This window comes from Alteromonas profundi (genome assembly GCF_010500865.1).
GTDB classification, from domain to species: domain Bacteria; phylum Pseudomonadota; class Gammaproteobacteria; order Enterobacterales; family Alteromonadaceae; genus Alteromonas; species Alteromonas profundi.
In genome coordinates, this window is sequence record NZ_JAAAWN010000031.1 from 13,436 (window position 1) to 38,084 (window position 24,649).

Sequence of the window (24,649 nt, forward strand, 5' to 3'; positions counted from 1 at the left end):
GTTTATTTTTCCATAAATTCTGCAGTGTCGGCTTCTACCGCCTCCAACAAACGTTCTAGAATATCTGGTACAGCACTGGTCACTCGGTTCCAGCTAGGAATGAAAGGGGTTTCCATTGGGTTTGCTAAGAAGTTATCACCGGCTTTCATGATATTGCTTGCAAACATTTCAACCGCTTTTTCTTCACTATGGATGTCCAGCGTTAGGCCATTCATGACTGCATCGTTGTGGTAAGTTTCAATAAAATCTAACGCAATTCTAAAGTAGGTGGCTTTAATAGAGCGGAACATTTCATTACTAAATGTATAACCTTGGGTAGCTAACTTGCGGAAAATAGCTTTAGTTATATCGATAGACATTTTAGATAAACCGCCTTGATCATCATTTAGTGATAGATCTTGGTGCTTATGATCATAAATGTCGCAGATGTCTGCTTGGCATAACCGGTTGTGAGAATAGTTGCGATGCATTTCTGATAAAACACCAATCTCAAGGCCCCAGTCGCTAGGTATACGAATATCATTTAGTACATCGCGGCGGAACGAAAACTCACCGGCTAACGGGTAACGAAAACTATCCATAAACTCTAAGTATTCGTTATCGCCCATAATGCGCTTTAATGCACGTAGCAGCGGGGTTACTAATAAGCGCGAAACGCGGCCATTTATTTTACCGTTAGCAACGCGGGCGTAGTAGCCTTTACAAAACTCATAGTTAAACAGCGGGTTTGCAACCGGGTAAATTAGTTTGGCAAGTAAGTCTTTGTTATAGGTGACAATGTCACAGTCATGCAGTGCTACCGATTCAGCACGGTTTGAGGCTAACACATAGCCCATGCAGTACCACACATTACGCCCTTTTCCTAGTTCTCTAGGCGCGAGGCCTTGCGCTTGTAACTCTTCATCAAGCGCCTTTAGACGCGGGCCGTCATTCCACAGAATACGGTGATGTTGTGGTAGTTTGCCAAAAAATCCTAACGCGTGTTTATATTGATCTTCCGTTGCTCTATCTAAACCAATAACAATTTCGGATAAATAAGGTACCTCTTTAAGTTCATTGACGATATTAGGCAACGCTTCGCCTTCTAGTTCGGAAAATAACGAGGGTAATATAAGTGCCATAGGGCGCTTTTGTGAAAAACGCAGTAATTCTGCTTCTAGTTCCTCTGTAGGCCGTTGAGATAAATTATGTAACGTTGTAACCACACCATTTTGATAAAAATCAGCCATGTGTCCTCCTGATTATAGACAAAGCAATTGAGTAAGCATTTCGTTCCAGCCTCTAGGGCCAGGTAGGGTGCTGGTATATACCTCTTCTTTTTGTATTTCTGGCGGAGGGTTTACCGGTGAAAGAATGCGTATGGCGACATCGGCGGCTTCAAGCATAGCAACATCATTGTTGCCATCGCCTAACGCGAATGTACGCACATCTGTTTCTGTTTGTTTCTGGTATTCCTTGGCCAACCACTGCAGTGCTTGGCCTTTGTCACAATTGCCTGATACGTGAATAAAGCGACCACCTTCAAGGGGGTAAGCACCGCGATCACGTATGGCTTTAATAAAGTCCCGCTTTTTGTTCTCGTCCCCTTTCCACAATACAGGTTCGCCAAACTGGCGCTTGGCCGCTAGCGCCGCCGATGACTCATCAAGGCCAGTTGCATCTTGAATATCTTGCAAACTCATTTTCGAAAACTGTGTAAACTCGCCAACAAAATCGTTAGCAATTTTTTCCAGTAACTTAATCCAGTAATTTTTATTGGAAATAAATGATTTACACCAATAACCATCGACCCAAACAGTGCCGGTAGGTTTTTGCTTAAAAAAGCCGTGGGGAATGTAAATAGCGGCACCATTTTCAATAATAAATGGCCCTGATAAGTCAATTTTTTCACGTAAAGGTTGCAGTTCAGCAAAGGTTTTACTGGTCGTGGGGATCACGGGAATGCCTTTGTGAGCTAACGTCGTTAACGTAGGTTTTGCTGCTTCAAACGAGTAAGTATGGTGGTCTAACAGCGTGCCGTCCATATCGGTGAAAACCAGCGTTTTGGTCATTGAGTAACGTCCTGTGAAGTAATAACTCTATCTTCATTTAAGCTAAATACCGTATCACATGTGGCAGGGAGTGTAGCCAATGCGTGTTCAGTTAAACGTTGATAGTGTTGTATGAAAGTTGCTATTTGCGTTTCGCTCATAATTCCACTGGAATCGGCATGAGTTGATGAGCGTAATTTATCCTCTTGTTCTAAACGCCAGTGAAAAACGCAATCAAATGAGGGCGCTTTTAGCATTACTTGGTAATCGATCTGTGCAAACAATTCTTGATAAGCGCCGGCTAACTCAGTATTGACGAAGTTTCGCCAGATACCAAGTGAGTCGTGATTTTCTTCTAACAAATTTATCGGTTCGCGCACAGAGTTTACTGCTTGAGGTTGAACACCCACGCACCAACCTTCTAAGATAATTACATCAACCGGTGCAGCGCAGCGAGGCCAATGTTCCTTTGGAAAAGGGTTATCGGTGGCTTTATTAAATCGCGGGATAGCAACATCGCCTTTGTTTTTTAAACCTTTTATCGTGGCCATCGCTAAACGAATGTCATGGGTGCCAGGCACGCCTCGGGTGGCCAATAAAGGGTGAAATTTAGTTGCTAAACTATTGCGGTGCGATTTATCAAAATAAAAGTCGTCGATAGAAAGCGCTACAACCTTGAGATCATACTCGTTTTCAAGGTATGCAGAGATAAATGCAGTAAGGGTGGATTTTCCTGAACCTTGGCTGCCATTTATGCCGACGACGAAGGGTTGACCTGCACTTTTTTGGTGCGTTTTGATGCGTTCACAGAGAGGTTCGAACCATTTTTGTGCAGTGTCCGCGTATGCAAGGGGTAATTGTTGGGTGTCTAAAAAGCGTTGTATGTCCATGTTGTTACCTCAATCGGTGCGGATTAAGCACGTTTACCAAGATTGAGGTTACAACATTTATGCCAAGTTCAATAAATTCGCTCGGTGTAGGGGCGTTTATTTGCGTGTGGCCACAATAACGGCCCTTTGTGGTGCAGGATACCCCTCAATAGTGCGCGTAATATCTTCAGGGTCGAGAAAATCTTTCAACGACTGGCTTTCCATCCAAGGTGTGGCCCGCTGTTCATCGAGGGTTGTGTGATTAACATCTACAACCCGAGGGTTTTCAAAACCCAAACGGGTTAGCCATACACATAATGCCTTGGTACTAGGTAGGAACCACACATTACGCATTTGCGCATAGCGCTCGCCGGCCATCAGTACGGTTTGTTCATCACCATCTACCACTAACGTTTCTAATACCAGTTCACCGCCTTTACGGAGTTGATGCTTCAACTGGGTTAAAAACTGCATGGGATCTTTACGGTGATACAAGACACCCATTGAAAATACAGTGTCAAACGCATTTAACGGCTGCATTTCTTCGATGCCTAAGGGTAAAAAGTGAATTCTATCGTTGGGAATAAAATGCTTGATGGCCTGAAATTGAATGAGAAACAATTGTGTAGGGTCGATACCCATTACCCGAGATGCGCCATGCCCTAGCATTCGCCACATGTGATAGCCGCTACCACAGCCAACATCAAGAACCGTCCGGTCTTTTAAATTAGAAATATGTGGCGCCACCCGATCCCATTTCCAGTCAGATCGCCATTCAGTATCAACATGAATATCATGAATGTGAAAAGGCCCTTTTCTCCATGGCATAAACTGTTGCAGTAACCCGGTTATTTTCTTTTGTGTATAGGTGTCAATATCTTCTAAGCAGCCCACAGAAACACTGTCTTTTAGATCGAGCCTAGAGGGCGTGGTGTTAGGAAGCTTCGCGAGCAAGCGACACCATTTATCAAATTCACCATGCTTTGCGCTAGTTTGCCACGTGTTTAGCTGCCCCGGAAGCGTTTGTAACCAGTGTTGCAAAGGCGTATCTAAAAGGGATTTATAACAGTCGTTAAACCATGTTGCTTCGGGTTTACTCATTCATTTGTTCCATCAGGTATAGAGGGGTTATTTAATTGCAACTAATGAGGTGAAATTGTAGCACTTAAACCACATCACCACGTCACTAAAGCCTACATCTAATAGGCGGCGTTCATGCTCTGCAAATGTATCGGTGAGCATAACTTTCTCCAATGAGGCCCGCTTTTGACTCACCTCAAGCTCACTGTAACCATTATCGCGTTTAAATTGGTGGTGAAGATCTATAAGTAACTCGTTACCAGCAAGGGTAGGGTGTTTTATTTTTTCCGAAAGAATAAAAATTCCCCCGGGGTTTAGCCCTTCATAGATTTTTTTTAGTAGCGCTTTTCTATCTTCAGGAGGAATGAACTGCAAGGTGAAGTTCATTATCACCATAGATGCATTGTCAATGCTGGCGTCTTGAGCACTTTGTTGGTGGATGTCTATGGGGTTAGGTAGATTAAACCCTTGCACGGTACGCCGACACCTTTCCACCATTGCTAAAGAGGTATCTAGACCGATAATTTTGCAATTCACATTTTGGGTTGCCCGCGCCACCGACAAGCTTGCGGCGCCAAGCGAGCATCCAAGGTCGTATACGTTTGACGCTGGTGTTACCGCAGATTTAGCTAATTCGCCAATAGTATGCACAATGGTTTCATAACCCGGTACAGAGCGCTGAATCATGTCTGGAAACACGTCTACCACTGATTCATCAAACTTGAAGTCGGCTACTTTTTTCAATGGGTTAGCGTACAAGTTGTCTTGTTTTTGCACAGTATTTACTCTCATTGGCAATTATTGGGCGCTAATTTTACCTTCAGTGAAAAAAATGCCAATGAAAAACGCTAAAAATTATAATAAAGCTGTTTTTTTGGTAGTTAGGGGTTTTCGTAGTATTATTAACGTATTACCCTAGGGACGATAGACCACAAGGAAGCAATAACACCAATGACAAGAATTCTTGTAGCAGACGATCATCCATTATTTCGCGAAGCATTAAGCGGCGCATTAGAACCCTATTTCCAAAACGCTCAAATTATTGAGGCGGGAAGTCTTGATGATGCATTAGACAAGCTAAACCAATTCGATTCGGTAGACTTGGTTTTACTCGACCTAAACATGCCTGGCGGTGAATATTTCAATGGCATTATTTCACTGCGTGAACAATACCCAGATATTCCTATCGGTGTTGTGTCGGGAAGCGATTCGGTAGAAGTTGTTGCACAAGTTATGATTTTGGGCGCACAAGGTTTTATTCCTAAAGTCACGCCCACCCGCGAAATTGCGCAAGCCATCATGGATATGATTGGCGGAAAAAAATGGTTGCCGGAAGGGATGGAAGCCGAACTTGAAACCGTTGATGATGAGCTAAAGCTTTTATTGCAACGTTTTCGTGAACTTACACCTAAACAAATTCAAGTGTTGTCATTTTTACGTGCAGGCCTTATGAATAAGCAGATTGCGCATGAGATGAATGTTACGGAAGCCACAATCAAGGCGCATATCAGCGCTATCCTGCGTAAACTTGAAATTAATACCCGTACGCAAGCGGTATTACTTATGGACAAGTTGCAGCTTAACTAAAGCAGGTTCAACAATGTCGAAAAGCGCTTGTTATACTTGTTATAACAAGCGTTTTTTTTGCTTTGTGAAATAGGAACAAGGCTTCTTATTTCTACGCAATAATATAAGGGCTCACCGCTGTATGTCTGTAACAGCCAGTGCGCATCGATTTCTTTGGCCAATAAAAAAGCCGTAATAGTCAGCTATTACGGCTTTTTTGTTTGAACGTTAGCGAACAACGTTTGGTGCAGAGGCTTTTGCGTAGGCTAACCTAGCACTGAGGTAAGGTTAGCCTAGTGCTATTAAGCCGCCTTGCCGTCGTTCTTTTTCTTTGACTCTGTTTGAGAGTTAATTTTCGCAACTAACTCTTCATGGTCAAAGTCATCTACGTTAATTGTACGTAAGCGGCCTGCTTCTGCTTTACGTAGCAATTCAGCTTCCTCGCTATCAATTACATCCTCTGCTAATGCTTCATCAGCGAGTACATCTAAACGAGTGAAAGGAAGTTTAGCCTTTTTATGCTTACAAATACGCTCAAAAATAGGTTCTGCAGCTAGCACATCGTCAAGGGTTTGCTCTAAATCGCCGAACAAATTACCTTCCTCACGGGTAAGGTATTGACCGTAGCCTAAGCGACTACGTGCAGAGCTCGGGGTTTGCAGCATTTTGGCAATTGCATGTTCCGTTTTATCAGAGGGCTTCCCAACACGGCGGCCAAAAGGCATTACCAGTACGCGCATTACCCCTGCAATAGCCCTATTAGGGAAGTTCGCAAGGAAGTCATCAATGGCGGTTTCGATATCATGTAAGGTATTTTGCATTGCCCAATGAAGCAAAGGTAAGTCTTCTTTTAGGCGGCCATCTTCGTCAAAACGCTTCAATGTAGTGCTGCCCATATAAAGGCCACTTAATATGTCGCCTAGACGCGCAGAAAGACGTTCACGACGTTTTAGGTCACCACCAAGCACGCCCATAGAAACATCGGTCAACAATGCTAAGTTAGCGCTATAGCCCTGTAATAGTTTGTAATAGCGAGCGGTTTCGTCTGTGAACGGCGCACTACTAAACGCACCATTAGATAACGAGAACCAGATACTTCTTACAGTGTTAGCAATAGCAAAGCCAATATGGCCGAATACCGCTTTATCAAACGCAGCTAGCGCCTCGTTTTTATCTTCTATGGAAGCGGCTTGAATCTCTTGCAGTACGTAGGGATGACAGCGCATAGCTCCTTGTCCGAAAATCATCATATTTCGGGTAAGGATATTTGCACCTTCTACCGTAATAGACACCGGTACGCCTTGGTAGCCGCGGCCTAAATAGTTGTTTGGCCCAAGCATAACGCCTTTACCACCATGAACGTCCATTGCATCATTAATAACCTGACGCATTTTTTCGGTTAGGTGATATTTACATATGGCTGAAATAACCGAGGGTTTTTCACCCAAATCTACACCCACAGTGGAGAAGCGTGTGACACCATCCATCAGATAAGCGTTACCGCCAATGCGTGCGAGCATTTCCTCTACGCCTTCCATCTGTCCTACTGGCATACGGAATTGGCGACGAATACGTGCATACGCGCCTGTTGCTAACGCCACTGATTTAGCGCCGCCAGCGGCTGACGAGGGAAGGGTGATACATCGTCCTACAGACAAACATTCAACCAGCATGCGCCAGCCTTTGCCTGCCATCGATGGGCCGCCAATAATGTAATCAATAGGAACGAAAATATCGTTGCCACGAATTGGACCGTTTTGGAACGGCGTGTTTAATGGTAGATGACGGCGGCCTATTTCTAAGCCTTTTGTATCTCTTGGAATAAGCGCACAGGTGATACCTGGATCTTTATTCTCGCTAAGTAGACCGTCTGGATCTTGCAGTTTAAATGCTAAGCCAATAACAGTGGCTACAGGGGCCAGCGTAATGTAGCGTTTGTTGAAGGTAAGGCGCATACCTAACACTTCTTCGCCATTCCAGTCACCTTTACACACTATACCCACGTCTGGAATAGCACCAGCATCAGAGCCTGCTTCCGGGCCGGTTAATGCAAAACAAGGTACTTCTTCACCTGCGGCAAGACGAGGTAAGTAATGATCTTGTTGTTCTTTGGTTCCATAGTGCTGTAATAGTTCGCCCGGGCCTAATGAATTAGGTACGCCCACGGTACTTGAAAGTACAGCGCTCACTCCAGCTAACTTTTGTAGCACACGCGACTGTGCGTAAGCAGAAAATGCCAAGCCACCATATTCTTTTTTGATGATCATGGCGAAGAACTTATGTTCTTTAAGGTAATCCCAGACTTCTGGCGGCAAATCAGCGTCTTTATGGTTTATTTGCCACTCGTCTACCATTGAACATACTTGATCTACGGGTCCGTCTAGAAACGCTTGTTCTTCCGGCGTTAGGCGCCCTTTTTGTATGCGATGAAGTTTATCCCAGTCAGGTTTGCCACTGAAAATATCGCCGTCCCACCATACAGTACCCGCGTCTATGGCTTCTTGTTCTGTGCTCGACATTTCGGGCATAACCTTTCGATAGAACGACAGTAGCTTTTTGGTAATGTAAGACTGTCGAACGTTGGATAAGGTAAAGGGGAGGGTAAGTGCTAAGTAAATTACCCAGCCAAACAAGCCGATGTCGCCAAACAGTGTGCCTAATATCATCACACCTGCACCCATAGAAACCGCAGTAACTAGGGTGGTACGCTGGTAACTCGCAACCGCTAGGGTTAATACGACCAGCAAAAACCATATAAACTCTGCCATACTTCACTCCTGAAAAGGCGTTAAACAAAACACTGGTTAGCTTTATAGCTCAACAAAAAAGCCGATAGCTATTTTGTCGATTTTGAGGTCTGACCAGCATGGTGTAAAACTATTCCTTAATGACGCAAAGATCAAGATTTTTACATGAAGTTTGCATTATTTCCCGTGATAGTAGTGATATGATTTCAGTGAGGCAGGGGATAAACGGAAGGGCGTCACTCCTCTAAATAAAAAAAGAGCAGCGAATGCTGCTCTTTTATATACTATGAACTAATCTAGTTTAGGCGTTATAAAAGTTGAAACGATTTAAGTTTGATATCGCCTTGTTCGTCGCCGTCTTTAAATTGCTGCAGTCTAACAAGCGCATAGTCTAAGTTTGGTGCAAACCATGCAAATGTTTCGCGGGTTTTTGAGTCGCGGATAAGTTTCACTTTAATGGTATTTAACTGCCCAAACGGCAAGGTTAGCGCTTCACGTTCCAACACTTCAACCCCATACTCACGAAGTTCACCACGATAATTGATAAACTGATAATCAATATGTGTTTCGCCATCCGCTAAGCGCTTAGCAAGGTCAATACGATAAATTTGATTATCATACTGGCCCGCAAAGTCGAAAGTCTCACCTTCAGCCACCATAATTTTGCCGTTCTCTTCGTTAAAGATAACGTCAAGTTGTTTATCTGGCCCGGTACCTGTGCGCGAGTAGTGGTACTCCTGCGGTATCAACTGACCATCGGCTACTTTGAAGATCGAATGCTCGTGGCGCTTATCAGAAAGAAAAAATTTAGATACTTTTGAGCCGTAGGTCAAAGAGTACTGGTTATCACTGATCTCTTCTAATTTAATACGGGCTTCGCCAACCTCACTGCCCCATTTAAACGCACTATACACGGCTTCATAAGGAGTAATGCTAGTACCACTGGACTGTTCATCCGCCGCAAACACACTGCCGGTTGCCGCCCACACAAACGTAGCAGCAACAAATAATTTACTCGCTCGCATAACCCGATTCTGGAAGCTCTTGTTCATCAAGAATTGCCCTATTATTCCGCATTGTTAGTCGCCCTGCACTGAACCACGAAAGCACCAGCGGGTACAGGCGACGTTCCTGTTCTTGAACACGTTCAGCAAGCTCTACCGCACTGTCACCTTCAAACACGGGCACTCGGCTTTGTATTATAACCGGGCCGCCATCTAATTCAGGCGTGACAAAGTGTACACTAACACCGTGTTCTTTGTCGCCGTTGTCGATAGCACGCTGATGTGTGTTCAACCCTTTGTACTTAGGCAATAAAGAAGGATGAATGTTCAGTAATTTTCCTGTAAAGGCATTCACAAACTCGGGTGTAAGTATGCGCATGAAACCAGCCAGTACTATTACATCGGGCTGTAATTCTTCAATTGCACCTTGCAATGCCGCGTCATAATCAACCCTATCTTCATAGCGAGTATGGTCAAGGCAAATCGCTGGAATACCAGCATTTTTGGCGCGCTCAAGACCAAAAGCGTTAGGTCGGTTGCTAATAACACCTACAATTTTTGCAGGTAACCGTTCGGCTTCTATTTCATCAATAATAGCTTGTAAATTGCTGCCGTTACCTGAAATAAGCACACACAATTTAGTTACCGAGCTGCTCACGCGTTAATCTCTACTTGTTGGCTGCCGTCTTTCGCTTCGATATCACCAATTAACCACGCATTTTCGCCATGATTGTTGAGTAGAGTGAGAGCCGCATCAACATCGCTTTCGTCCACCACAATAACTAAGCCTACGCCGCAGTTAAAGGTTCTGTACATTTCGTGACGGGTAACGTTGCCGTTTTCTTGCAGCCATGAAAACACAGTGGGCCACTGCCAGCTGTTTTCATTTATAACGACTTTGGCGTCTTCTGGGAGTACGCGAGGAATATTTTCCCAAAAACCGCCGCCGGTTATATGAGAAATAGCACTAACGTTAACCTCTTCAAGTAGTGCTAATACAGATTTCACATAAATTTTGGTAGGTTCGAGAAGGTGGTCAATAAGGGGTTTACCGTTTAGGTCTTGATTAACATCCGCTTCGCTGACCTCAAGAATTTTACGGATAAGCGAATAACCGTTGGAGTGAGGACCTGAAGAGCCTAAAGCAATGAGTTTTTGCCCCGGCTTCACTTGCGTCCCATCAATAACTTTGTCGGCTTCAACAACACCTACGCAGAAGCCGGCTATGTCGTAGTCGCCGTCGTGATACATGCCAGGCATTTCAGCGGTTTCCCCGCCAATAAGTGCACAGCCAGACTGCTCACAACCCGTTCCTATACCGGTGACAACTGAGGCTGCCACGTCAACATCAAGTTTACCCGTTGCGTAATAGTCTAAGAAAAATAGCGGTTCAGCACCTTGCACTATCAAGTCGTTCACGCACATGGCCACTAAATCGATTCCTACACCATCATGACGACCTGCGTCCATTGCAACACGCAACTTAGTACCGACCCCATCGGTGCCAGAAACAAGTAAGGGCTTTTTATATTTTGTTGGCAATTCACATAACGCGCCAAAGCCCCCTAAGTTTCCTTTTACCTCGGGACGATGTGTCTTTTTGGTAACTGATTTTATGCGTTCGACAAGTTGATTTCCTGCATCGATATCAACACCAGCATCTTTGTAACTAAGAGAGGTTTTATTTTCGCTCACGTTTGCGCCCTGGAACTAAGAGGTAGAAAACCGCGGATTCTACCAGCATGTCGCCACATGTCCAATTTTCAAACGTGGTAAACCAGCTTATTTACCTAAATAAAATAAACAAACCTACAAAGTGATGGTTAAAAACGTCTTAATAGGGGGGAAATACGTAACGAGATTGGGGCTTTGAATCAGCCACCAAAATGAAAGCGAAATTATTGATGAAAAATGCCGGCAGATGAAAGAGAATAGCACTATTAATCTGTGGCTTTACAATGCAAAGGGAGTATCGAAGAAGTTGATTTCTTTTATTAAGGAACTGTCAGGGCGTCATTTCTGTGGTAAGTCTATTGGCTCTCCACTACGAGCAATATTACTTACGGGAAGTCTTTTAACTTCTTTTAACCTTCAGGCTACCCAAGTAATAGAAACCAATGTGTCCCAAATTCCTGTTGCAGATCAAAGTCAAAGGTCACAAGATAAAGCGGTTAAAGCCGCGTTTGAACGGGTGATGGTTAAAATGTCGGGGAATAGAGAGGTGTTAGATAACCCCGGCGTAAGCGCTGCTATGCGAACGCCTCAAGCCTACCTTCGTTCCTATCGCTACGCGTATGAAGGGGCCACTATTTTTTATGTGGCAGAGTTTGATAAACCCAAGCTTAATGACCTTTTGCAACGAGAGAGTTTGCCTCTGTGGGGCGAAAGGCGGCCTGAAACTATTCTCTGGTTAGCCATTGAAGACGAGACAGGCGAACGCAGTATATTAGATGAAAGCGCCGCCCATCCTCTGCATGAAGTTTTGCGCAATAAGGCGAAACAACGGGGCCTACCATTAAGTTTGCCCTTAATGGACTTAACCGACAGTGCCACTATTTCCATCTACGATGTATGGGGGCGGTTTATACAGCCACTTACTAACGCGTCGTCGCGCTACTCAGTAGACAATGTTATTGGGGCTAGGCTGTACGAGAATAAGGCAGACTCGGTAAGTGCTGTTCCTGGCGAGAAGGCAAGATTGGCGGAAGACAAAGCAGCCTCTGGCGCTACGCAACCAAGCAGCGCTAGCCATTCAAAAAGCATGCAATTCAATCGCATCGATAAAGAGATGGAAAACACCTTTGATCAAGACGGGGCGAGGGACAACGGTGTAGCAACTAATGGCGAAGTTTTAAGTGGCCGCACCGGCGGTTCGAATGTTGCGCCTTTTACTATGGATGAGTTTACTCAGCACGCCCAGCGCGCAGACAACGGTGCCTATGCACTGGATTGGGTGTTTGTCGGCGGCGGACAGATTACTTACGGCAGTATTTTTGCAGATGATCCTAATCAACTTAGTGAAAAACTAGTAAATGCCTATGCGAATTACCTGTCATCGCAGTACGCCATTATTCCGGGCCAATCTGATGCCGAACGCGTTACTATCGATGTATCAATAGCAAACATCGACTCGATAACCAGCTATGCTAATGCAACATCGTACTTAAATAGTTTAAGTGTGGTAGAGCGCGCCGCGTTAGTTAAACAGCAAGGGTCAGTGGCTACCTTTTCAGTTACCTTGTTAGGTACCGCGCAGGATTTATTAAATACGGTACAGCTTGAGTCTCGGTTACGCCCGGTGACTGATGCATATGGGCAAGCAGTACAAAGTTATACCTTTTATTGGAGCGATGCCTCATAAACGCTATGCAATTGCCTTTACCTGTAACGTTGCCCGTCGATGAAACCTTTGACAGTATTGTCGATACAGGAAATCAAGAAGTTGTAGCGCTGCTAAACGTTATTGCCAATACAATGCCCTCATGGAGAGAGGCTAACTCCCTTAGCAACTTAGCGTCTCTTCATCTCCCGTTGGTGACGCTACTTGGCGCAAGTGGTACGGGGAAAAGCCATTTACTTTATTCTCTTTGTCACCGGCTAGAGAAAAAGCAGGTAAGTCATCTTTACCTTAATTTAGCGAATTGTGCGCAGTGGTCTTTCGATATCTTTGATGGGTTAGAAAATCTTTCCCTTATCTGTTTAGATAATATACACGCGGTAGCGGGAAAGCCGATGTGGGAAGAGGCCCTATTTGATTTGTTTAATCGCGTTATCGAAAACCCCAACGCATTGATTGTTGGCAGTTCACAGGTAGGGCCGAGTCACGAAGGCTTTACCTTACCCGACTTACGCTCTCGTCTCGCGTGGGGGGTAATTTACCACCTGCACCCGCTAGACGATGCTGCGCGAAAGGAAGTGGTGCGTTTACGTGCGAAACAGCGGGGGCTAAAGCTATCCGAGCAAGCATTGCAGTTTCTGCTGCATCATAGTGAGCGCGACTTACGTAGTTTACTTGGGTTATTAGCGCGCCTAGATACGCGCTCACTGCAGGAACAAAAAAAGCTTTCCGTGGCTATGGTAAAACGCGAGCTTGGTGATTCCTTGTAGCAATGCCTAACGAAAAGCTATTTCTGTTTAAAAGTGAGGGTAAAAGCCCATAGTAGGCTTTATTTACGGTTTTCGAAATACGCTTTTTCTTGCTTCATTTCTTCTTTAAGTTTGATGATCCCTAAACCTAACTCTCGTCCACGTTTACGGGCAAATGCAGCGCACCCAATAAACATTCCTGTGCACAAGAGAATTTCAATTCCAGCATACCAGCGCTCAGCAGGAACGGCATACGCCACGGTACAACCATGCATTAAGTAAAATAACACCACAAAATTGGCCCACGCGTGGGTGTAGGGTTTACCTTGAATAACCCCCTTATAAGGAAGCAAGATAGGTACTACATACATAATGGCGATAAATACCAATGAATACGCGTGGGTTGTAGTTAGCAAAAACTGCCAGATAACTATCCACGCAATTAATAGCGTATGACAGACGAGGGCTAGGTAGCGGTAGTTGCGCGTTTCAGGCGCCATCATTATTCTCCGAAAATTGTGAATATAGTGCTTTGGCAAGTTGCGCTAAACGTTTTCCTTGAGCAAGGCAAAGTGCTTTTTCATGATCGCTAAGTGCGGTATTGTTGCTATTAGCAACGTGGGTAACGCCATAGGGGGTACCCCCGGTAACCGTGTCGTGCAATGCCGGTTCACTATAGGGAATGCCGCACATCACCATACCATGGTGAAGTAAGGGAACCATCATAGATAATAAGGTGCTTTCTTGGCCGCCATGCATGGAAGAGGTTGAAGTAAAAACGCACGCAGGTTTATTGATTAAATCGCCTTTAATCCATTGCGCACTGGTACTATCTAAAAAGTGTTTCACCGCAGCGGCCATATTGCCAAAACGAGTGGGGCTGCCTAACGCGAGCCCGCTGCACTGTGCCAGCTCGTCCCGTGTCACTTCTGGTGCACTAAGGCTTTGTGCTGTCTCGCCGCTTGCGTTGTTTTCATGCAAACTTTTAACCGTACGTACCCATACCTCACCACCCTCACTGACGATGCCTTGTGCTATAGCATCGGCGAGCTTTTTAGTACTGCCATGATGGCTGTAGTAGAGAACTAAAATAGGGGCCATTAAATAATATCCAATACCGACTCAGGAGGGCGACCAATACGGGCGTTAGCGCCGTTAATAACAATAGGGCGTTCAATTAATTTAGGCGTCGTTGCCATAGCTTGAAATAAATCGTCATCCGCGATGCTATCGTCAGCTAAACCCAACGCTTTATATTCGGCCTCTTTTATACGCATCATATCGCGAACCGTTTTAACATTAAGTTTATTAAATAATGTCTTGAGTTCATCTACGGTAAGTGGTGTTTTCAGATATTCGATAACCGCCGGGGTAATGCCTTTCTCTTTAAGGAGGGCTAGGGTTTGGCGGCTTTTTGAACAACGTGGGTTATGCAAAATAGAAATGGATGACATGATAACTTCCCTTAGTACATAAAGTGGCGGCGACTATTGCCTTTTTTATGCAAATTTTCAAGTTTTTGTCTGCCTTTGTTAATGAACTCTCTTGCCAACCTTACCTTGAAGGTGCATGTTACGGGTATAGTCATAGTGGGCACCAACAACGCTGTAAAAGACCAATGGATGTTTAAACTGTGCCACTAACCTTATTAATTAAAAAGAGCCAAGAATGCTATGAAAAAAACACTCAAGGTTGCCGGTTTTATTGCATTAATGCTGCTTTCTTCTGCGGCAGGCATATGGGTATACCAAAGCAAACAAAGCGATTTTATTACCACCGATGGTACTAAATACAAATGGACATCGCTTGAAGGCAATTGGGTTATCATCAACTACTTCGCCCCTTGGTGTGTGCCCTGTTTACGAGAAATGCCCGAGCTGCATAGTTTCAATCAAAACCTACCTAGCAATACGTATTTATTTGCAATTAACTACGATAACCTCAGCAAAAAAGAACTAGCCAAGATGCTACAAAAGCACAATATAACCTTGCCCGTTATCCAAGCTAATAAAGACACGCAATTGCCGATGGAAAAGCCACCCTATCTTCCCGCCACTTTTATTATCGGGCCCGACGGCGAAATTAAAGATACCATCATGGGAGAGGTGAGTGGGGCGATGCTTCGTGCTCGCATACAGACTTTACAGACGCTGTAAACGCTCTTCTTGATCGCGAAACTGTTTAATGCGTGCCCGTATGCGTTGCTTTTGCAAATGATCTTCACCGGCGAAATTGTAGGCGTATTGAAGTTCGTCTACCGCACGGGTATATGCGCCATATAAGGCGTATACCTCAGCTTTGCTTTGGTGCATCTGCGAAAAGCGTTTGTCTTTTTGGTAAGCTTCACTCATAAGTTGATAAGCAATCTGATGCTCTTTATTCACCAATAAGAAATCTTTTAATAAGCTAATAGCCTCATCATAGCGTGATGCACTAATCAATGCATTGGCTTGGTTAAGCGCAAGGACTTGATTCCGTGGGTTTAGGGCAACATGGGGCGTGAGCAACTCAACCGCCTTTAACGGTTCACCTAAGGCTATAAAAATATCGGTTGCAGCATCTAAATAGAATAAATTGTCTGGGTCGTTTTTAAGCAACACATTACGCATTATGTCTAGCGCTTTTTGGTTATCTTCGTTACGCATATAGGCTAGCGCGAGGCCGTATAAGGCCGCATCTTTTATTTTGTAGGCTTTCTTGTCTAGCTCGGCTTTGTAGTAATCCACTGCATAATCGGGTTCAAACGAATAGCGTGCTTTAACACGGGACTTCGCCAGTTCAAACTGTAAACTAGGCATAACACGGCGGGAGGGGTAGTCAGCAGCCCTCGCTCTTGCATCAGCAATTCGCGTTTCGGTAAGGGGGTGGGTTAACAATCGCGCTGGCGGACGAGAAGCCATGCGATACTGTTCTGCCATGGTGGAGAAAAAGTCTGCAGCACCTTTTACATCGAAACCGGCACGGGCCAGCATACTAATTCCAATTCTATCCGCTTCCTGTTCATTGGTTCTCGTATAATCTATTTGCATTTGCGCCGATGCGGCTGACCCAGCCTGCATGGCCGCCATACCCGCTTCCGGATTCGCGATGGCGATTAACATCCCCCCAATAAGGGACGCGATGGCCAGCGGAGATGAACGCTTTTGTGCCTGCATTTTGCGGGCAATGTGGCGTTGGGTTACGTGAGATATTTCATGGGCCAATACAGAGGCGAGTTCGCTTTCGGTTTCTGCACGCCGCATTAACCCCGTATGTACACCAATATGACCGCCAAAAAACGCAAAGGCGTTAATTGCATCATTGTCTACCCAAAAAAACTCAAAAGGAAATTTTGCATTTTCAGCATGCACAACTAAACGATTACCTAAGTCTTGCAGGTACTCAGTTAATACCGGATCGCCAATAACCGGGCTTTGACCGCGCATTTGGCGCATAACGGCATCACCTACAATCATCTCCTTGTCTAAAGAGATAGCGTCGGAGGCGACGACACCAATTTCGGGAAGGGCGTTTTTATTGGTATACGCTGAATCTTGCGCCACAGCAGATAAACTCGCTAGCAGCAAAAACGAGAAGAAAAACCAGCATGGTGTTAAACGTCTATTCATGTACCCTTGAACTACTGAAGTCACTTTATTGATTGATTAGAGCATCAAAGATGCCGTTCAGTTTCAATTATTTGTCGTCTATTTTTGCATTTTGCCGTAGTCATCGCCTTTATACCACCTTTTGGGGATAAAATGTGTGCTTGTTAGCGGCGTTGCTAAAGTGCTAGAAGCTAGCCATACCAAGCTGATTTTAATAGATTCTTTGTTGCTCCTTTAGTTGATGTTACTCTATCATGCTGTCTTAGATGATTTATTACCGCAGGCGTAACTTATGATTGATGTGTTTGGTAAATGGTACCGACGCAAATTCTCTGATCCCGATGCAGCCATGCTGCTCATTCTTATCTTATTATCCACGGCGGTTTTGTTGTTGTGGGGCGAACTTCTTATGCCCGTTCTCGTGGCAGCAGTGATTGCTTATCTGCTTGATTGGCCGGTTACCAAATTAGTCAAGGTAGGGGTAAGTCGCGTACTGGCCTGCGGTGTAGTATTGCTGGGTTTTATTACACTGATGGTATTTATGCTGGTAGGGCTAGTTCCCATTATCACCAAACAAAGTGTCAACCTTATTCAAGAAACCCCACTTATTTGGCAAAAAGCACAAGACTGGATCTTAACCTTGCCTGAAAAATACCCCGACTATGTTCAGGTTTACCAAATACATCAAATGATGGAAGGGATTAATGAAAAGTTAGTTGAAGTAGGGGAAACCCTCATTTCGGCGTCTTTTAGTAATATTGCTAATGTAGCAGCATTGTTGGTTTACGCAGTACTTGTACCACTTATGGTATTTTTTATGCTAAAAGACAAAATGTTTTTTTTGGAAAATATTTCGCGCTTACTACCTAAAGAACGCCGCTTGATCACCCAAGTGGGACATGAAATGAATTCTCAAATTGCCAATTATATTCGTGGCAAGGTGATTGAAATATTAATTGTGGGTGGGGTTTCTTGCGTTACCTTCGCGCTTATGGATTTGCGCTACGCTATCTTACTGGGTGTGTTAGTGGGAATTTCCGTACTCATTCCTTATATAGGGGCCGCTGTCGTAACTATACCGGTGGGCGTAGTTGCTATGTTTCAGTGGGGGATTACCTCTGAGTTTTGGTATCTCATGATTGCCTACGGCATTATTCAGGCACTGGACGGCAATTTGCTTGTACCGCTTCTGTTTTCCGAAGCGGTAAGCTTGCACCCGCTCTATATTATTATCGCCGTTTTGGTGTTTGGTGGGCTTTGGGGCTTCTGGGGCGTGTTTTTTGCAATACCTCTGGCTACCTTAGTCAAAGCGGTGGTTACCGCATGGTCGAGTAACCCCAATATAGCGCCCCCTGCGCAAAGCTAACAAAAAAGCCGCCAAGAATATGCTTGGCGGCTTTCTTAATTATCGCTGGCTTTAATGTTTAGCAATACCTGGGGTTATTCCCCCGACAAATAATCCAATACAACCGTATGGTGTTCTTTTGTTTTAAATTTATTAAAAACATGCTCAATAACACCGTGCTCATCAACCATAAAGCTGGTTCGGTGAATGCCATCATATTCTTTACCCATGAACTTCTTCGGGCCCCATACACCAAAAGCGTCAGCTACTGCGTGATCTTCATCTGAGAGCAACGTAAAATTCAAGCTTTCTTTCTCTGCGAACTTAGGTAAACGTTTCACTGCATCTGGGCTAATACCCACTACCTCAACATTTTTTTGCGCTAATTGGTCTTTGATGTCGCGTAAACCTTGAGCTTGAACCGTACAACCTGGCGTCATGGCTTTAGGATAAAAGTAAACCAGTACTTTCTTTCCGGCAAATTGGTCTAAGGTAACCGTTTCATCGTGTTGGTTTTGCAGTGAAAATTGAGGTGCTTTATCACCAGCTTGTAACATTTTCATTTGGATCCTTAATCAGTTTATCTATAACTTTCCCAGTGACGTTTAGTTTATCAAACAGCAACATCAAGTCGGCAACCAGTGCGTCGAAATCTTCTGATGCAGCCATATTGACCACAAATTTACATTTCATCGACTCTTTCTCTGCGTCTTCCTGTTTAAATGTTTTCTGTCTAAATGCACTAATAGTGGCATTTCGTTCGGCAAAGAACCCGGTTACTGATTTAATCAGCCCGGCGGTGTCCTCACCGCTAAATTCCACGTGGAAAAGGTGTTCTAAATTTTGTTTCGCGTGATGGCTTGTACGTTTCATCATAGAGAGTAGATCGAGCCGCTGACATACCGGCGGCAACATGCACTCCGCCTTCGTTATGGCGGGCTGGGTTCCTTCTAATATCATAGTAAGGGAAAAGTCGCGCCCGTAAATTGCCTGGCGGCTATCTAAAATGTTGCACTGTGCTTCAGAAACCGCGGCGGCAATTTCACTTAAAATTCCGCTTTTATCCGTGCCTAAGATGGTCACGATAAGTTGATGTTGAGACATGCAAAATTTTCGTATTAAGAAACTATTACAACGATGGTAGCATAGAGTTTTTTTTGAAGTCAGCGCCTTTTTGTCTATTGAAGCCATTATATTGGTAAATTCTTGCTATTTAGCGGGTCATGCCGCTTGTGTTTAGGCACTGACATATTTACCATGTGCGCTCACATTTTGCGGAGAGATTATGTTTACTGGCAGTTACGTAGCACTCGTCACGCCGATGTTCCAGAACGGCGATATCGATTATAAGTCACTAGAGAAACTAGTAAGGTTTCATGTTGAGCAAGGCACCCACGGCATCGTATCAGTGGGCACCACTGGCGAATCTGCCACTCTTCCGTTTGATGAACACGTTAACGTGGTCAAAGAAACTGTTGCTATGGCCTCCGGCGCAATTCCGGTTATTGCAGGTAGCGGCGCAAACTCTACCGCTGAAGCAATATTCCTTACCGAACAGCTAGGTAAGGCTGGTATCGACGGGTTCTTAAGCGTAGTGCCTTACTACAACAAACCACAACAAGCAGGCATGGTAGCGCATTTTAACGCTATTGCAGATGCCAGTGAGTTACCTATCTTATTGTATAATGTACCTGGACGGACAGTGGCAGATATGTTGCCAGAAACCGTTGCAGAAGTTGCTGCGCATAAAAATATCGTAGGTTTGAAAGACGCCACTGGCGATATTTCTCGCTTAAAAGCCACACAAAGCTTGGTTCCTGAAGATTTTGTTTTATTAAGCGGTGACGATGGCACTAGCAGTGAGTTTATGTGCGAAGGTGGCCACGGCGTCATTTCTGTTACTGCAAACGTAGTACCTAAGGCAATTGCGCAAATGTGCGACGCTGCATTAGCAAAAGATTTTGAAAAATGTAAACAAATCGATAGCACTATCGAACTGCTCCACAGCGCCCTATTTATCGAGCCTAACCCAGTTATGCCTAAATGGGCATTGTACAAAATGGGCATGATGGAAAGTGCAGAAATGCGATTACCGATGGTTTTACCGGAACTTGCAAGCCAAAAACATATCGAAGAACTACTAAAAAAATACGAATTGATTTCTGGTTAATAAGGAACATAGATGAAAAGCATGCTGGCTATAGCAAGTACGATCACCTTGGTCGCACTGGCAGGTTGTTCAAGCCAAATAGATAGAAAAACGGCTTCGGGTAGTTATAAGTACACAGAAACAAAAGAAGGGAAAGGGCTAGTTGTTCCTGCTGATTTATCTGCACCTTCGTTTTCTAGAGATTTTGAGCTACCTGAACTTGGTGAGAACGCAGACCCTAGCTTGGTGGGTAAAAATTTAATTATTCAGTCTCCCGCGTTAGTGTTGCCATTGGTAACGGGCTCTCACGTAGAGGAAGGACGTTCGTCAGCCACAATTTGGTTCGATCAAGTGGACGACAGTCAACCCCTTGATGAGGCTATTTGGAATTCGCTTCTTAGCTTTCTCGATGAGGAAGGTATTGGTGTAGAAAACTTTGATGCCGAAAACAACGTTCTCGTCACAGACTGGATGCGTATGACAAAAGAGCTCGATAGCCCTTGGTATCAATGGTCTGATGTGGAAAGTGAAATTAGTCGCCGCTTTGAGTTTTCACTTGAGATGAAACCTCATGGCCGAAGCGCTGCATTAAGTGTTGATCTAAAAGACTATAAAGAGAAAACCGCAGATAAGGTTATTGATGAGGTCTCTGGCCTTGAAGAGCGCCGTGAAGAAGTTAGCGTGTTGAACCAAGTCATTGGTCATTATGAGTATCAAATTCAGTTAGAAGAGACCCGCCGTATTGCGCGTATCCGCCAAGGTTTGCAAACCGAAATGGGCTTTAACAGTGACGGTGACGCTGCGTATATTGTGTCGTCACAATACGATGTGGTTTGGCCACGTACCTTATTAGTTTTGCGTAAACTAGGCTTCGATGTAAAAGATTTGGATAAATCGACCGGCTTGCTGTTTGTTCGGTACAATGGTGCTGATAACAAGTGGTGGGATGGTTTGTTCTCCGGCGATGATACATTACTTGAAAAGGGCGACTATCGGTTAAAAGTAGCGGCGGCAGGTGAAAACCGTACCAGTATTACTTTTATGGATGATGAAAGCGTTCCTTTTGAGCCTAACCAGGTATCCGACCTATACAGCACATTTGCTGAGGTCATGTCAGAAGATAACCTTGATATTTAATTGAGACTGAGAATGGAAAAACGTGACGAGCTTTACCGTGGTAAGGCAAAAACAGTGTATTTTACTGATGATAGCGATAAGCTGATCCTACATTTTCGCAATGATACGTCTGCGTTTGACGGCGAAAAAATTGAACAGTTAGATCGTAAAGGTGAAGTAAATAACAAATTTAATCACTTTATTATGACCAAGCTTGAAGAAGCTGGTGTGGCAACTCAAGTAGAATCACTCATTTCTGATACTGAGTCTTTGGTTAAAAAGCTCGATATGATCCCTGTTGAGTGCGTAGTCCGTAATTTGGCCGCGGGTTCACTTGTGCGCCGTTTAGGGGTAGAAGAGGGGCAGGAGTTGTCTCCGCCGGTATTTGAATTCTTTTTGAAGAATGACGCGTTACACGATCCGATGATTAACGATTATCATATCGCATCGTTCGGCTGGGCTAGTGAAGCTCAAATCGCCAAAATGAAGAGCATCACGTTTGAAGTGAATAATGTGCTAAAAGCCTTGTTTGCTGAAGGTGGCATGTTGTTGGTAGATTACAAGTTAGAGTTTGGCGTAGATAGTGACGGCAATATTGTACTTGGTGATGAGTTTACGCCTGACGGTTGCCGATTATGGGACAAAGAAACCCGTAAAAAAATGGATAAAGATCGGTTCAGACAAGGATTAGGTTCTGTAGTTGAAACCTATATTGAAGTTGCCGAGCGTATAGGCCTTTCTCTTTAGGTCATTCATTGCAGCAAAGTGCCCGGTGTAATAGATGCCATCTTTGGCGCTAAGTAATTGAAAGCTAAGTAATTGAAAGAATAAAGGACCTTATTAGGTCCTTTTCTTTTTTCTATAAAAAATAAGCCGCAATACGCGCATAATTTTGGCTAATGTTGTTTTTGAAAAGGAATGAAAATGGGTAATGCTTGGGTAATGGTATGTGTGTCTATGCTGGCATTTGCGGCGAATTCACTGTTTTGTCGAATGGCATTGGCACACACATCAATAGACCCTGGCGTATTCACTGCAATAAGGTTAATCAGTGGCGCATTTTGTTTAGGTTTGCTGGTAATGATTACCCAGCGCCGCGCAAGACCTATGACTATACAAACCGAGGCCAGTGATGGCGGCGCTCCATTGCCAACTGCATCGGCGCTAGCGTCGATGTATCATCATGGTAATTTACTGGGGGCGTTAGCACTTTTTATTTACGCGATAGGTTTTTCCTACGCCTATGTAAGTATGACCACAGGCGCCGGTGCCTTATTATTATTTGGGGCAGTTCAACTTACCATGTTGATAGTGGCCATGCTAAAAGGTGAACGTTTTTCTCTGCTGCAGTGGTTGGGTTTTTTGTTTGCATTTAGCGGCTTAGTTGTACTTCTTTTACCTAGCGCCAGTGCACCTAAATTTATCTCTGCGTGTCTTATGATAGTGGCGGGAATAGCCTGGGGCGTTTATTCGCTACTGGGTAAAAAAGCCAATCGCCCTTTATTGCTAACCGCGGGCAACTTCGCCTTTGCCAGTCTTATGGTTGTTCCTTTTGTAGTCTGGTTATGGCTAGAGGCAAAGGTTGATTTAGATACGCAAGGGGCCTTCTATGCATTGGCATCAGGAATATTAGCGTCTGGATGTGGCTATGCTATTTGGTATAAAGCCTTGCCTTTAATTCAATCGACCACAGCGGCAACCGTTCAACTTAGTGTACCTGTCATCGCCACCGCTATGGGGTGGCTATTTTTAGCCGAGCCCATTAGTGGTCAAATGATGGTAGCATCGTTGATGACGTTAGGTGGAATTTGGCTTGTTATTGTTAAGCGGTGAGTGGGTTAACTATGCTGTACATTAAATTTCAAAGTGGCAGCAAATAACACTACATAACTTGCTAACGCAAACCAGTAGGGAAGGGCGCTGTCAATAGAATAAAGATAGGCACCCAATAGTGGGCCTACCGCAAAACCAAGGGGAGGACACGCGCCGGCAAGCCCCGCCACTGCCCCTTGCTCTGTGGAAGAGACGGCAACAGAAGCGCCTGCCATAAAGCCAGGCCCAGCTATTCCCAAACCCACGCCAAGAATTACCATGGCAATCAAGTAGGCCGTTTGTGTTTCAGCTATCGCTAAAATAGCAAAGGCGCACATCATAATGGGCATCGATAGCCGCAATAGAGAAAATGGCCGATATGATAACTTAGGTATAACGACGAGTTGTACAAATAGTGCGGCACCGGCGCAGCACATTAGGCTTATTCCCACTAGGCTTGCGGTTGCGGGCCCGGAAAGTTGAAACATATCCTGAAATCGAAATGCTATGGTTTGTTGTACTATGGCAAAACCCATAAACAAAAGCACGCCGGCAACCATTAGTGGGAATAACCTAGGATCGGTATATTTAAGCTTTGGCTGTGCAGTTTTTTTCAACGATGGGGCTAATACAGGTAGCGTCATTATCGCTAAAGTAGCAACGACTAACGTAATGCCAACTGAGAAATATAGGGGGGTTAGTAAGCTTATCCCAGCCAGTAACCCACCTATTGCAGGACCAAGTATCGAGCCTATATTCGTCGCCGCCCCTAAGGATCCCATTCCCTTCACTCGCTCTTCTACTGTTGTAATATCGGCCATATAGGCATTTGCCGATGGCGAAACGGCCGCCATAACTATGGCATTGCCTACGCGGGTAGTAATAAGTAGCGCTAGCGCCATGGAAGGGAGGAGTAACCCATAGAGGGCAGCTTGAAAAACGCTGGCGAAAAACAATGTGCCAAAAGCGTAGCCGAACAAACCAATGAGGAGGACACGTCGGCGCCCCCACTTATCGCTTTTTCGGCCCCAAAATGGGCTAACAATGAAAAGTGTTAGGGATGAGCACGAAATGATGCTACCAATTTGCACATCACTGAGTCCTATTTCTCTGCCTAAGGGGGCTAATATGGCAAACAGTACTGTTTGGGCAAAGCCAATTGCGCCCGTCGCCAACAGTAAGGTGTATTTGGCAAATCGTGTTTGACGAGCGGGCATGGAATATATTTCCTATTCTACGTGGTGTTACGCAACGGCGA

At 44.6% G+C, this 24,649-nt stretch carries 25 protein-coding genes; 9 read left to right on the forward strand and 16 right to left on the reverse strand.

Translation table 11 applies throughout. The features are described from left to right. Positions 1 to 2: 2 nt before the first annotated feature. The 5 genes from GTH32_RS17135 to cmoA all read right to left on the reverse strand — a co-directional run bounded on the left by GTH32_RS17135 (position 3) and on the right by cmoA (position 4,756). The gene (locus GTH32_RS17135) at positions 3 to 1,229 is read right to left on the reverse strand and encodes a glycosyltransferase family protein (RefSeq protein WP_163088046.1); all 1,227 of its coding nucleotides are present in this window, start codon (positions 1,227 to 1,229) and stop codon (positions 3 to 5) included. 12 nt (positions 1,230 to 1,241) lie between these two features. Beyond that, a complete protein-coding gene (locus GTH32_RS17140; RefSeq protein WP_163088048.1) occupies positions 1,242 to 2,051 on the reverse strand; it encodes an HAD-IIB family hydrolase in 810 nt (269 codons plus the stop codon). Further along, positions 2,048 to 2,920, reverse strand: a complete 873-nt coding sequence (locus tag GTH32_RS17145; protein WP_163088050.1) for a P-loop NTPase fold protein — start codon at positions 2,918 to 2,920, stop codon at positions 2,048 to 2,050. Before GTH32_RS17145 ends, GTH32_RS17140 begins: the two co-directional genes overlap by 4 nt. A 96-nt stretch (positions 2,921 to 3,016) precedes the next feature. Beyond that, a complete protein-coding gene (gene cmoB / locus GTH32_RS17150) occupies positions 3,017 to 4,000 on the reverse strand; it encodes a tRNA 5-methoxyuridine(34)/uridine 5-oxyacetic acid(34) synthase CmoB (RefSeq protein ID WP_163088052.1) in 984 nt (327 codons plus the stop codon). 27 nt (positions 4,001 to 4,027) lie between these two features. After that, the gene (cmoA, locus tag GTH32_RS17155; RefSeq protein WP_163088054.1) at positions 4,028 to 4,756 is read right to left on the reverse strand and encodes a carboxy-S-adenosyl-L-methionine synthase CmoA; all 729 of its coding nucleotides are present in this window, start codon (positions 4,754 to 4,756) and stop codon (positions 4,028 to 4,030) included. A 174-nt stretch (positions 4,757 to 4,930) separates the two neighbouring features. On the opposite strand from cmoA, the gene GTH32_RS17160 reads away from it, so the two are divergent. Continuing rightward, positions 4,931 to 5,566: a response regulator transcription factor gene (locus GTH32_RS17160; protein ID WP_163088056.1), complete on the forward strand. Its 636-nt coding sequence runs from the start codon at positions 4,931 to 4,933 to the stop codon at positions 5,564 to 5,566. 281 nt (positions 5,567 to 5,847) lie between these two features. Here GTH32_RS17160 and fadE read toward each other — a convergent pair whose 3' ends face one another. The 4 genes from fadE to purM all read right to left on the reverse strand — a co-directional run bounded on the left by fadE (position 5,848) and on the right by purM (position 10,991). Beyond that, positions 5,848 to 8,313 (reverse strand): acyl-CoA dehydrogenase FadE, encoded by a 2,466-nt coding sequence (gene fadE / locus GTH32_RS17165; RefSeq protein ID WP_163088058.1) that lies wholly within the window; start codon positions 8,311 to 8,313, stop codon positions 5,848 to 5,850. A gap of 287 nt (positions 8,314 to 8,600) precedes the next feature. Beyond that, the gene (locus GTH32_RS17170; RefSeq protein ID WP_163088060.1) at positions 8,601 to 9,344 is read right to left on the reverse strand and encodes a DUF3108 domain-containing protein; all 744 of its coding nucleotides are present in this window, start codon (positions 9,342 to 9,344) and stop codon (positions 8,601 to 8,603) included. Further along, positions 9,304 to 9,954, reverse strand: coding sequence for a phosphoribosylglycinamide formyltransferase (purN, locus tag GTH32_RS17175; protein WP_163088062.1), 651 nt, complete (start codon positions 9,952 to 9,954; stop codon positions 9,304 to 9,306). Before purN ends, GTH32_RS17170 begins: the two co-directional genes overlap by 41 nt. Further along, complete coding sequence (gene purM, locus GTH32_RS17180; RefSeq protein WP_163088064.1) at positions 9,951 to 10,991, reverse strand: phosphoribosylformylglycinamidine cyclo-ligase; 1,041 nt, start codon at positions 10,989 to 10,991, stop codon at positions 9,951 to 9,953. The genes purN and purM overlap by 4 nt, the downstream gene beginning before the upstream one ends. Positions 10,992 to 11,217: 226 nt before the next feature. Between purM and GTH32_RS17185 the strand changes: the two genes are divergently transcribed. Together GTH32_RS17185 and hda are read left to right on the forward strand one after the other, a co-directional pair. Continuing rightward, positions 11,218 to 12,657, forward strand: coding sequence for a DUF2066 domain-containing protein (locus GTH32_RS17185; protein ID WP_163088066.1), 1,440 nt, complete (start codon positions 11,218 to 11,220; stop codon positions 12,655 to 12,657). Between the two features lie 5 nt (positions 12,658 to 12,662). Further along, positions 12,663 to 13,403 carry a DnaA regulatory inactivator Hda gene (hda, locus tag GTH32_RS17190; RefSeq protein ID WP_163088068.1) on the forward strand — a complete coding sequence of 247 codons (741 nt, stop codon included), beginning with the start codon at positions 12,663 to 12,665 and terminating at the stop codon, positions 13,401 to 13,403. Positions 13,404 to 13,462: 59 nt separating this feature from the next. On the opposite strand, the gene GTH32_RS17195 is transcribed toward hda, so the two are convergent. From GTH32_RS17195 to arsC, 3 genes are read right to left on the reverse strand one after another with little or no spacing between them, the layout of a single operon-like run. After that, complete coding sequence (locus tag GTH32_RS17195; protein ID WP_163088112.1) at positions 13,463 to 13,882, reverse strand: DUF2069 domain-containing protein; 420 nt, start codon at positions 13,880 to 13,882, stop codon at positions 13,463 to 13,465. Next, positions 13,872 to 14,483, reverse strand: a complete 612-nt coding sequence (gene wrbA, locus GTH32_RS17200) for an NAD(P)H:quinone oxidoreductase (RefSeq protein WP_163088070.1) — start codon at positions 14,481 to 14,483, stop codon at positions 13,872 to 13,874. Before wrbA ends, GTH32_RS17195 begins: the two co-directional genes overlap by 11 nt. Next, a complete protein-coding gene (gene arsC / locus GTH32_RS17205) occupies positions 14,483 to 14,836 on the reverse strand; it encodes an arsenate reductase (glutaredoxin) (protein ID WP_163088072.1) in 354 nt (117 codons plus the stop codon). The genes wrbA and arsC overlap by 1 nt, the downstream gene beginning before the upstream one ends. Before the next feature lie 219 nt (positions 14,837 to 15,055). Between arsC and GTH32_RS17210 the strand changes: the two genes are divergently transcribed. After that, the gene (locus GTH32_RS17210; RefSeq protein WP_163088075.1) at positions 15,056 to 15,538 is read left to right on the forward strand and encodes a TlpA family protein disulfide reductase; all 483 of its coding nucleotides are present in this window, start codon (positions 15,056 to 15,058) and stop codon (positions 15,536 to 15,538) included. Here GTH32_RS17210 and bepA read toward each other — a convergent pair. Then, the gene (bepA, locus tag GTH32_RS17215; RefSeq protein WP_163088077.1) at positions 15,524 to 16,990 is read right to left on the reverse strand and encodes a beta-barrel assembly-enhancing protease; all 1,467 of its coding nucleotides are present in this window, start codon (positions 16,988 to 16,990) and stop codon (positions 15,524 to 15,526) included. The two genes, GTH32_RS17210 and bepA, sit on opposite strands and share 15 nt — an antisense overlap. 271 nt (positions 16,991 to 17,261) lie before the next feature. Here bepA and GTH32_RS17220 point away from each other — a divergent pair, with 271 nt between their 5' ends. Next, positions 17,262 to 18,335 (forward strand): AI-2E family transporter, encoded by a 1,074-nt coding sequence (locus tag GTH32_RS17220; protein WP_163088079.1) that lies wholly within the window; start codon positions 17,262 to 17,264, stop codon positions 18,333 to 18,335. Positions 18,336 to 18,409: 74 nt separating this feature from the next. Here GTH32_RS17220 and bcp read toward each other — a convergent pair whose 3' ends face one another. Both bcp and GTH32_RS17230 read right to left on the reverse strand, forming a co-directional pair. Continuing rightward, positions 18,410 to 18,877: a thioredoxin-dependent thiol peroxidase gene (bcp, locus tag GTH32_RS17225; protein ID WP_163088081.1), complete on the reverse strand. Its 468-nt coding sequence runs from the start codon at positions 18,875 to 18,877 to the stop codon at positions 18,410 to 18,412. Beyond that, a complete protein-coding gene (locus tag GTH32_RS17230) occupies positions 18,855 to 19,418 on the reverse strand; it encodes a glycine cleavage system transcriptional repressor (protein WP_163088083.1) in 564 nt (187 codons plus the stop codon). Before GTH32_RS17230 ends, bcp begins: the two co-directional genes overlap by 23 nt. A 181-nt stretch (positions 19,419 to 19,599) precedes the next feature. Here GTH32_RS17230 and dapA point away from each other — a divergent pair, with 181 nt between their 5' ends. The 4 genes from dapA to GTH32_RS17250 all read left to right on the forward strand — a co-directional run bounded on the left by dapA (position 19,600) and on the right by GTH32_RS17250 (position 23,412). Further along, on the forward strand, positions 19,600 to 20,484 hold the full coding sequence (dapA, locus tag GTH32_RS17235) for a 4-hydroxy-tetrahydrodipicolinate synthase (protein ID WP_163088085.1): 885 nt from the start codon (positions 19,600 to 19,602) through the stop codon (positions 20,482 to 20,484). 12 nt (positions 20,485 to 20,496) lie between these two features. Continuing rightward, a complete protein-coding gene (gene bamC, locus GTH32_RS17240) occupies positions 20,497 to 21,600 on the forward strand; it encodes an outer membrane protein assembly factor BamC (protein ID WP_163088087.1) in 1,104 nt (367 codons plus the stop codon). A 12-nt stretch (positions 21,601 to 21,612) separates the two neighbouring features. Then, positions 21,613 to 22,326 carry a phosphoribosylaminoimidazolesuccinocarboxamide synthase gene (purC, locus tag GTH32_RS17245; protein ID WP_163088089.1) on the forward strand — a complete coding sequence of 238 codons (714 nt, stop codon included), beginning with the start codon at positions 21,613 to 21,615 and terminating at the stop codon, positions 22,324 to 22,326. 177 nt (positions 22,327 to 22,503) lie between these two features. Beyond that, a complete protein-coding gene (locus GTH32_RS17250) occupies positions 22,504 to 23,412 on the forward strand; it encodes a DMT family transporter (RefSeq protein WP_163088091.1) in 909 nt (302 codons plus the stop codon). 5 nt (positions 23,413 to 23,417) lie between these two features. On the opposite strand, the gene GTH32_RS17255 is transcribed toward GTH32_RS17250, so the two are convergent. Beyond that, positions 23,418 to 24,608: an MFS transporter gene (locus GTH32_RS17255; RefSeq protein ID WP_163088092.1), complete on the reverse strand. Its 1,191-nt coding sequence runs from the start codon at positions 24,606 to 24,608 to the stop codon at positions 23,418 to 23,420. Between the last annotated feature and the right edge of the window lie 41 nt (positions 24,609 to 24,649).

Bases quoted from the DNA above. Each gene is read 5' to 3' on its own strand.
- GTH32_RS17220 (WP_163088079.1), top strand. From the start codon at position 17,262: ATGATTGATGTGTTTGGTAAATGGTACCGACGCAAATTCTCTGATCCC.
- GTH32_RS17145 (WP_163088050.1), bottom strand. From the start codon at position 2,920: ATGGACATACAACGCTTTTTAGACACCCAACAATTACCCCTTGCATAC.
- bepA (WP_163088077.1), bottom strand. From the start codon at position 16,990: ATGAATAGACGTTTAACACCATGCTGGTTTTTCTTCTCGTTTTTGCTG.
- GTH32_RS17135 (WP_163088046.1), bottom strand. From the start codon at position 1,229: ATGGCTGATTTTTATCAAAATGGTGTGGTTACAACGTTACATAATTTA.
- GTH32_RS17210 (WP_163088075.1), top strand. From the start codon at position 15,056: ATGAAAAAAACACTCAAGGTTGCCGGTTTTATTGCATTAATGCTGCTT.
- GTH32_RS17185 (WP_163088066.1), top strand. From the start codon at position 11,218: ATGAAAGAGAATAGCACTATTAATCTGTGGCTTTACAATGCAAAGGGA.
- hda (WP_163088068.1), top strand. From the start codon at position 12,663: ATGCAATTGCCTTTACCTGTAACGTTGCCCGTCGATGAAACCTTTGAC.
- wrbA (WP_163088070.1), bottom strand. From the start codon at position 14,483: ATGGCCCCTATTTTAGTTCTCTACTACAGCCATCATGGCAGTACTAAA.
- GTH32_RS17195 (WP_163088112.1), bottom strand. From the start codon at position 13,882: ATGGCGCCTGAAACGCGCAACTACCGCTACCTAGCCCTCGTCTGTCAT.
- GTH32_RS17140 (WP_163088048.1), bottom strand. From the start codon at position 2,051: ATGACCAAAACGCTGGTTTTCACCGATATGGACGGCACGCTGTTAGAC.
- GTH32_RS17170 (WP_163088060.1), bottom strand. From the start codon at position 9,344: ATGAACAAGAGCTTCCAGAATCGGGTTATGCGAGCGAGTAAATTATTT.
- arsC (WP_163088072.1), bottom strand. From the start codon at position 14,836: ATGTCATCCATTTCTATTTTGCATAACCCACGTTGTTCAAAAAGCCGC.
- fadE (WP_163088058.1), bottom strand. From the start codon at position 8,313: ATGGCAGAGTTTATATGGTTTTTGCTGGTCGTATTAACCCTAGCGGTT.
- cmoB (WP_163088052.1), bottom strand. From the start codon at position 4,000: ATGAGTAAACCCGAAGCAACATGGTTTAACGACTGTTATAAATCCCTT.
- GTH32_RS17255 (WP_163088092.1), bottom strand. From the start codon at position 24,608: ATGCCCGCTCGTCAAACACGATTTGCCAAATACACCTTACTGTTGGCG.
- GTH32_RS17230 (WP_163088083.1), bottom strand. From the start codon at position 19,418: ATGTCTCAACATCAACTTATCGTGACCATCTTAGGCACGGATAAAAGC.
- dapA (WP_163088085.1), top strand. From the start codon at position 19,600: ATGTTTACTGGCAGTTACGTAGCACTCGTCACGCCGATGTTCCAGAAC.
- GTH32_RS17250 (WP_163088091.1), top strand. From the start codon at position 22,504: ATGGGTAATGCTTGGGTAATGGTATGTGTGTCTATGCTGGCATTTGCG.
- bcp (WP_163088081.1), bottom strand. From the start codon at position 18,877: ATGAAAATGTTACAAGCTGGTGATAAAGCACCTCAATTTTCACTGCAA.
- GTH32_RS17160 (WP_163088056.1), top strand. From the start codon at position 4,931: ATGACAAGAATTCTTGTAGCAGACGATCATCCATTATTTCGCGAAGCA.
- bamC (WP_163088087.1), top strand. From the start codon at position 20,497: ATGAAAAGCATGCTGGCTATAGCAAGTACGATCACCTTGGTCGCACTG.
- purC (WP_163088089.1), top strand. From the start codon at position 21,613: ATGGAAAAACGTGACGAGCTTTACCGTGGTAAGGCAAAAACAGTGTAT.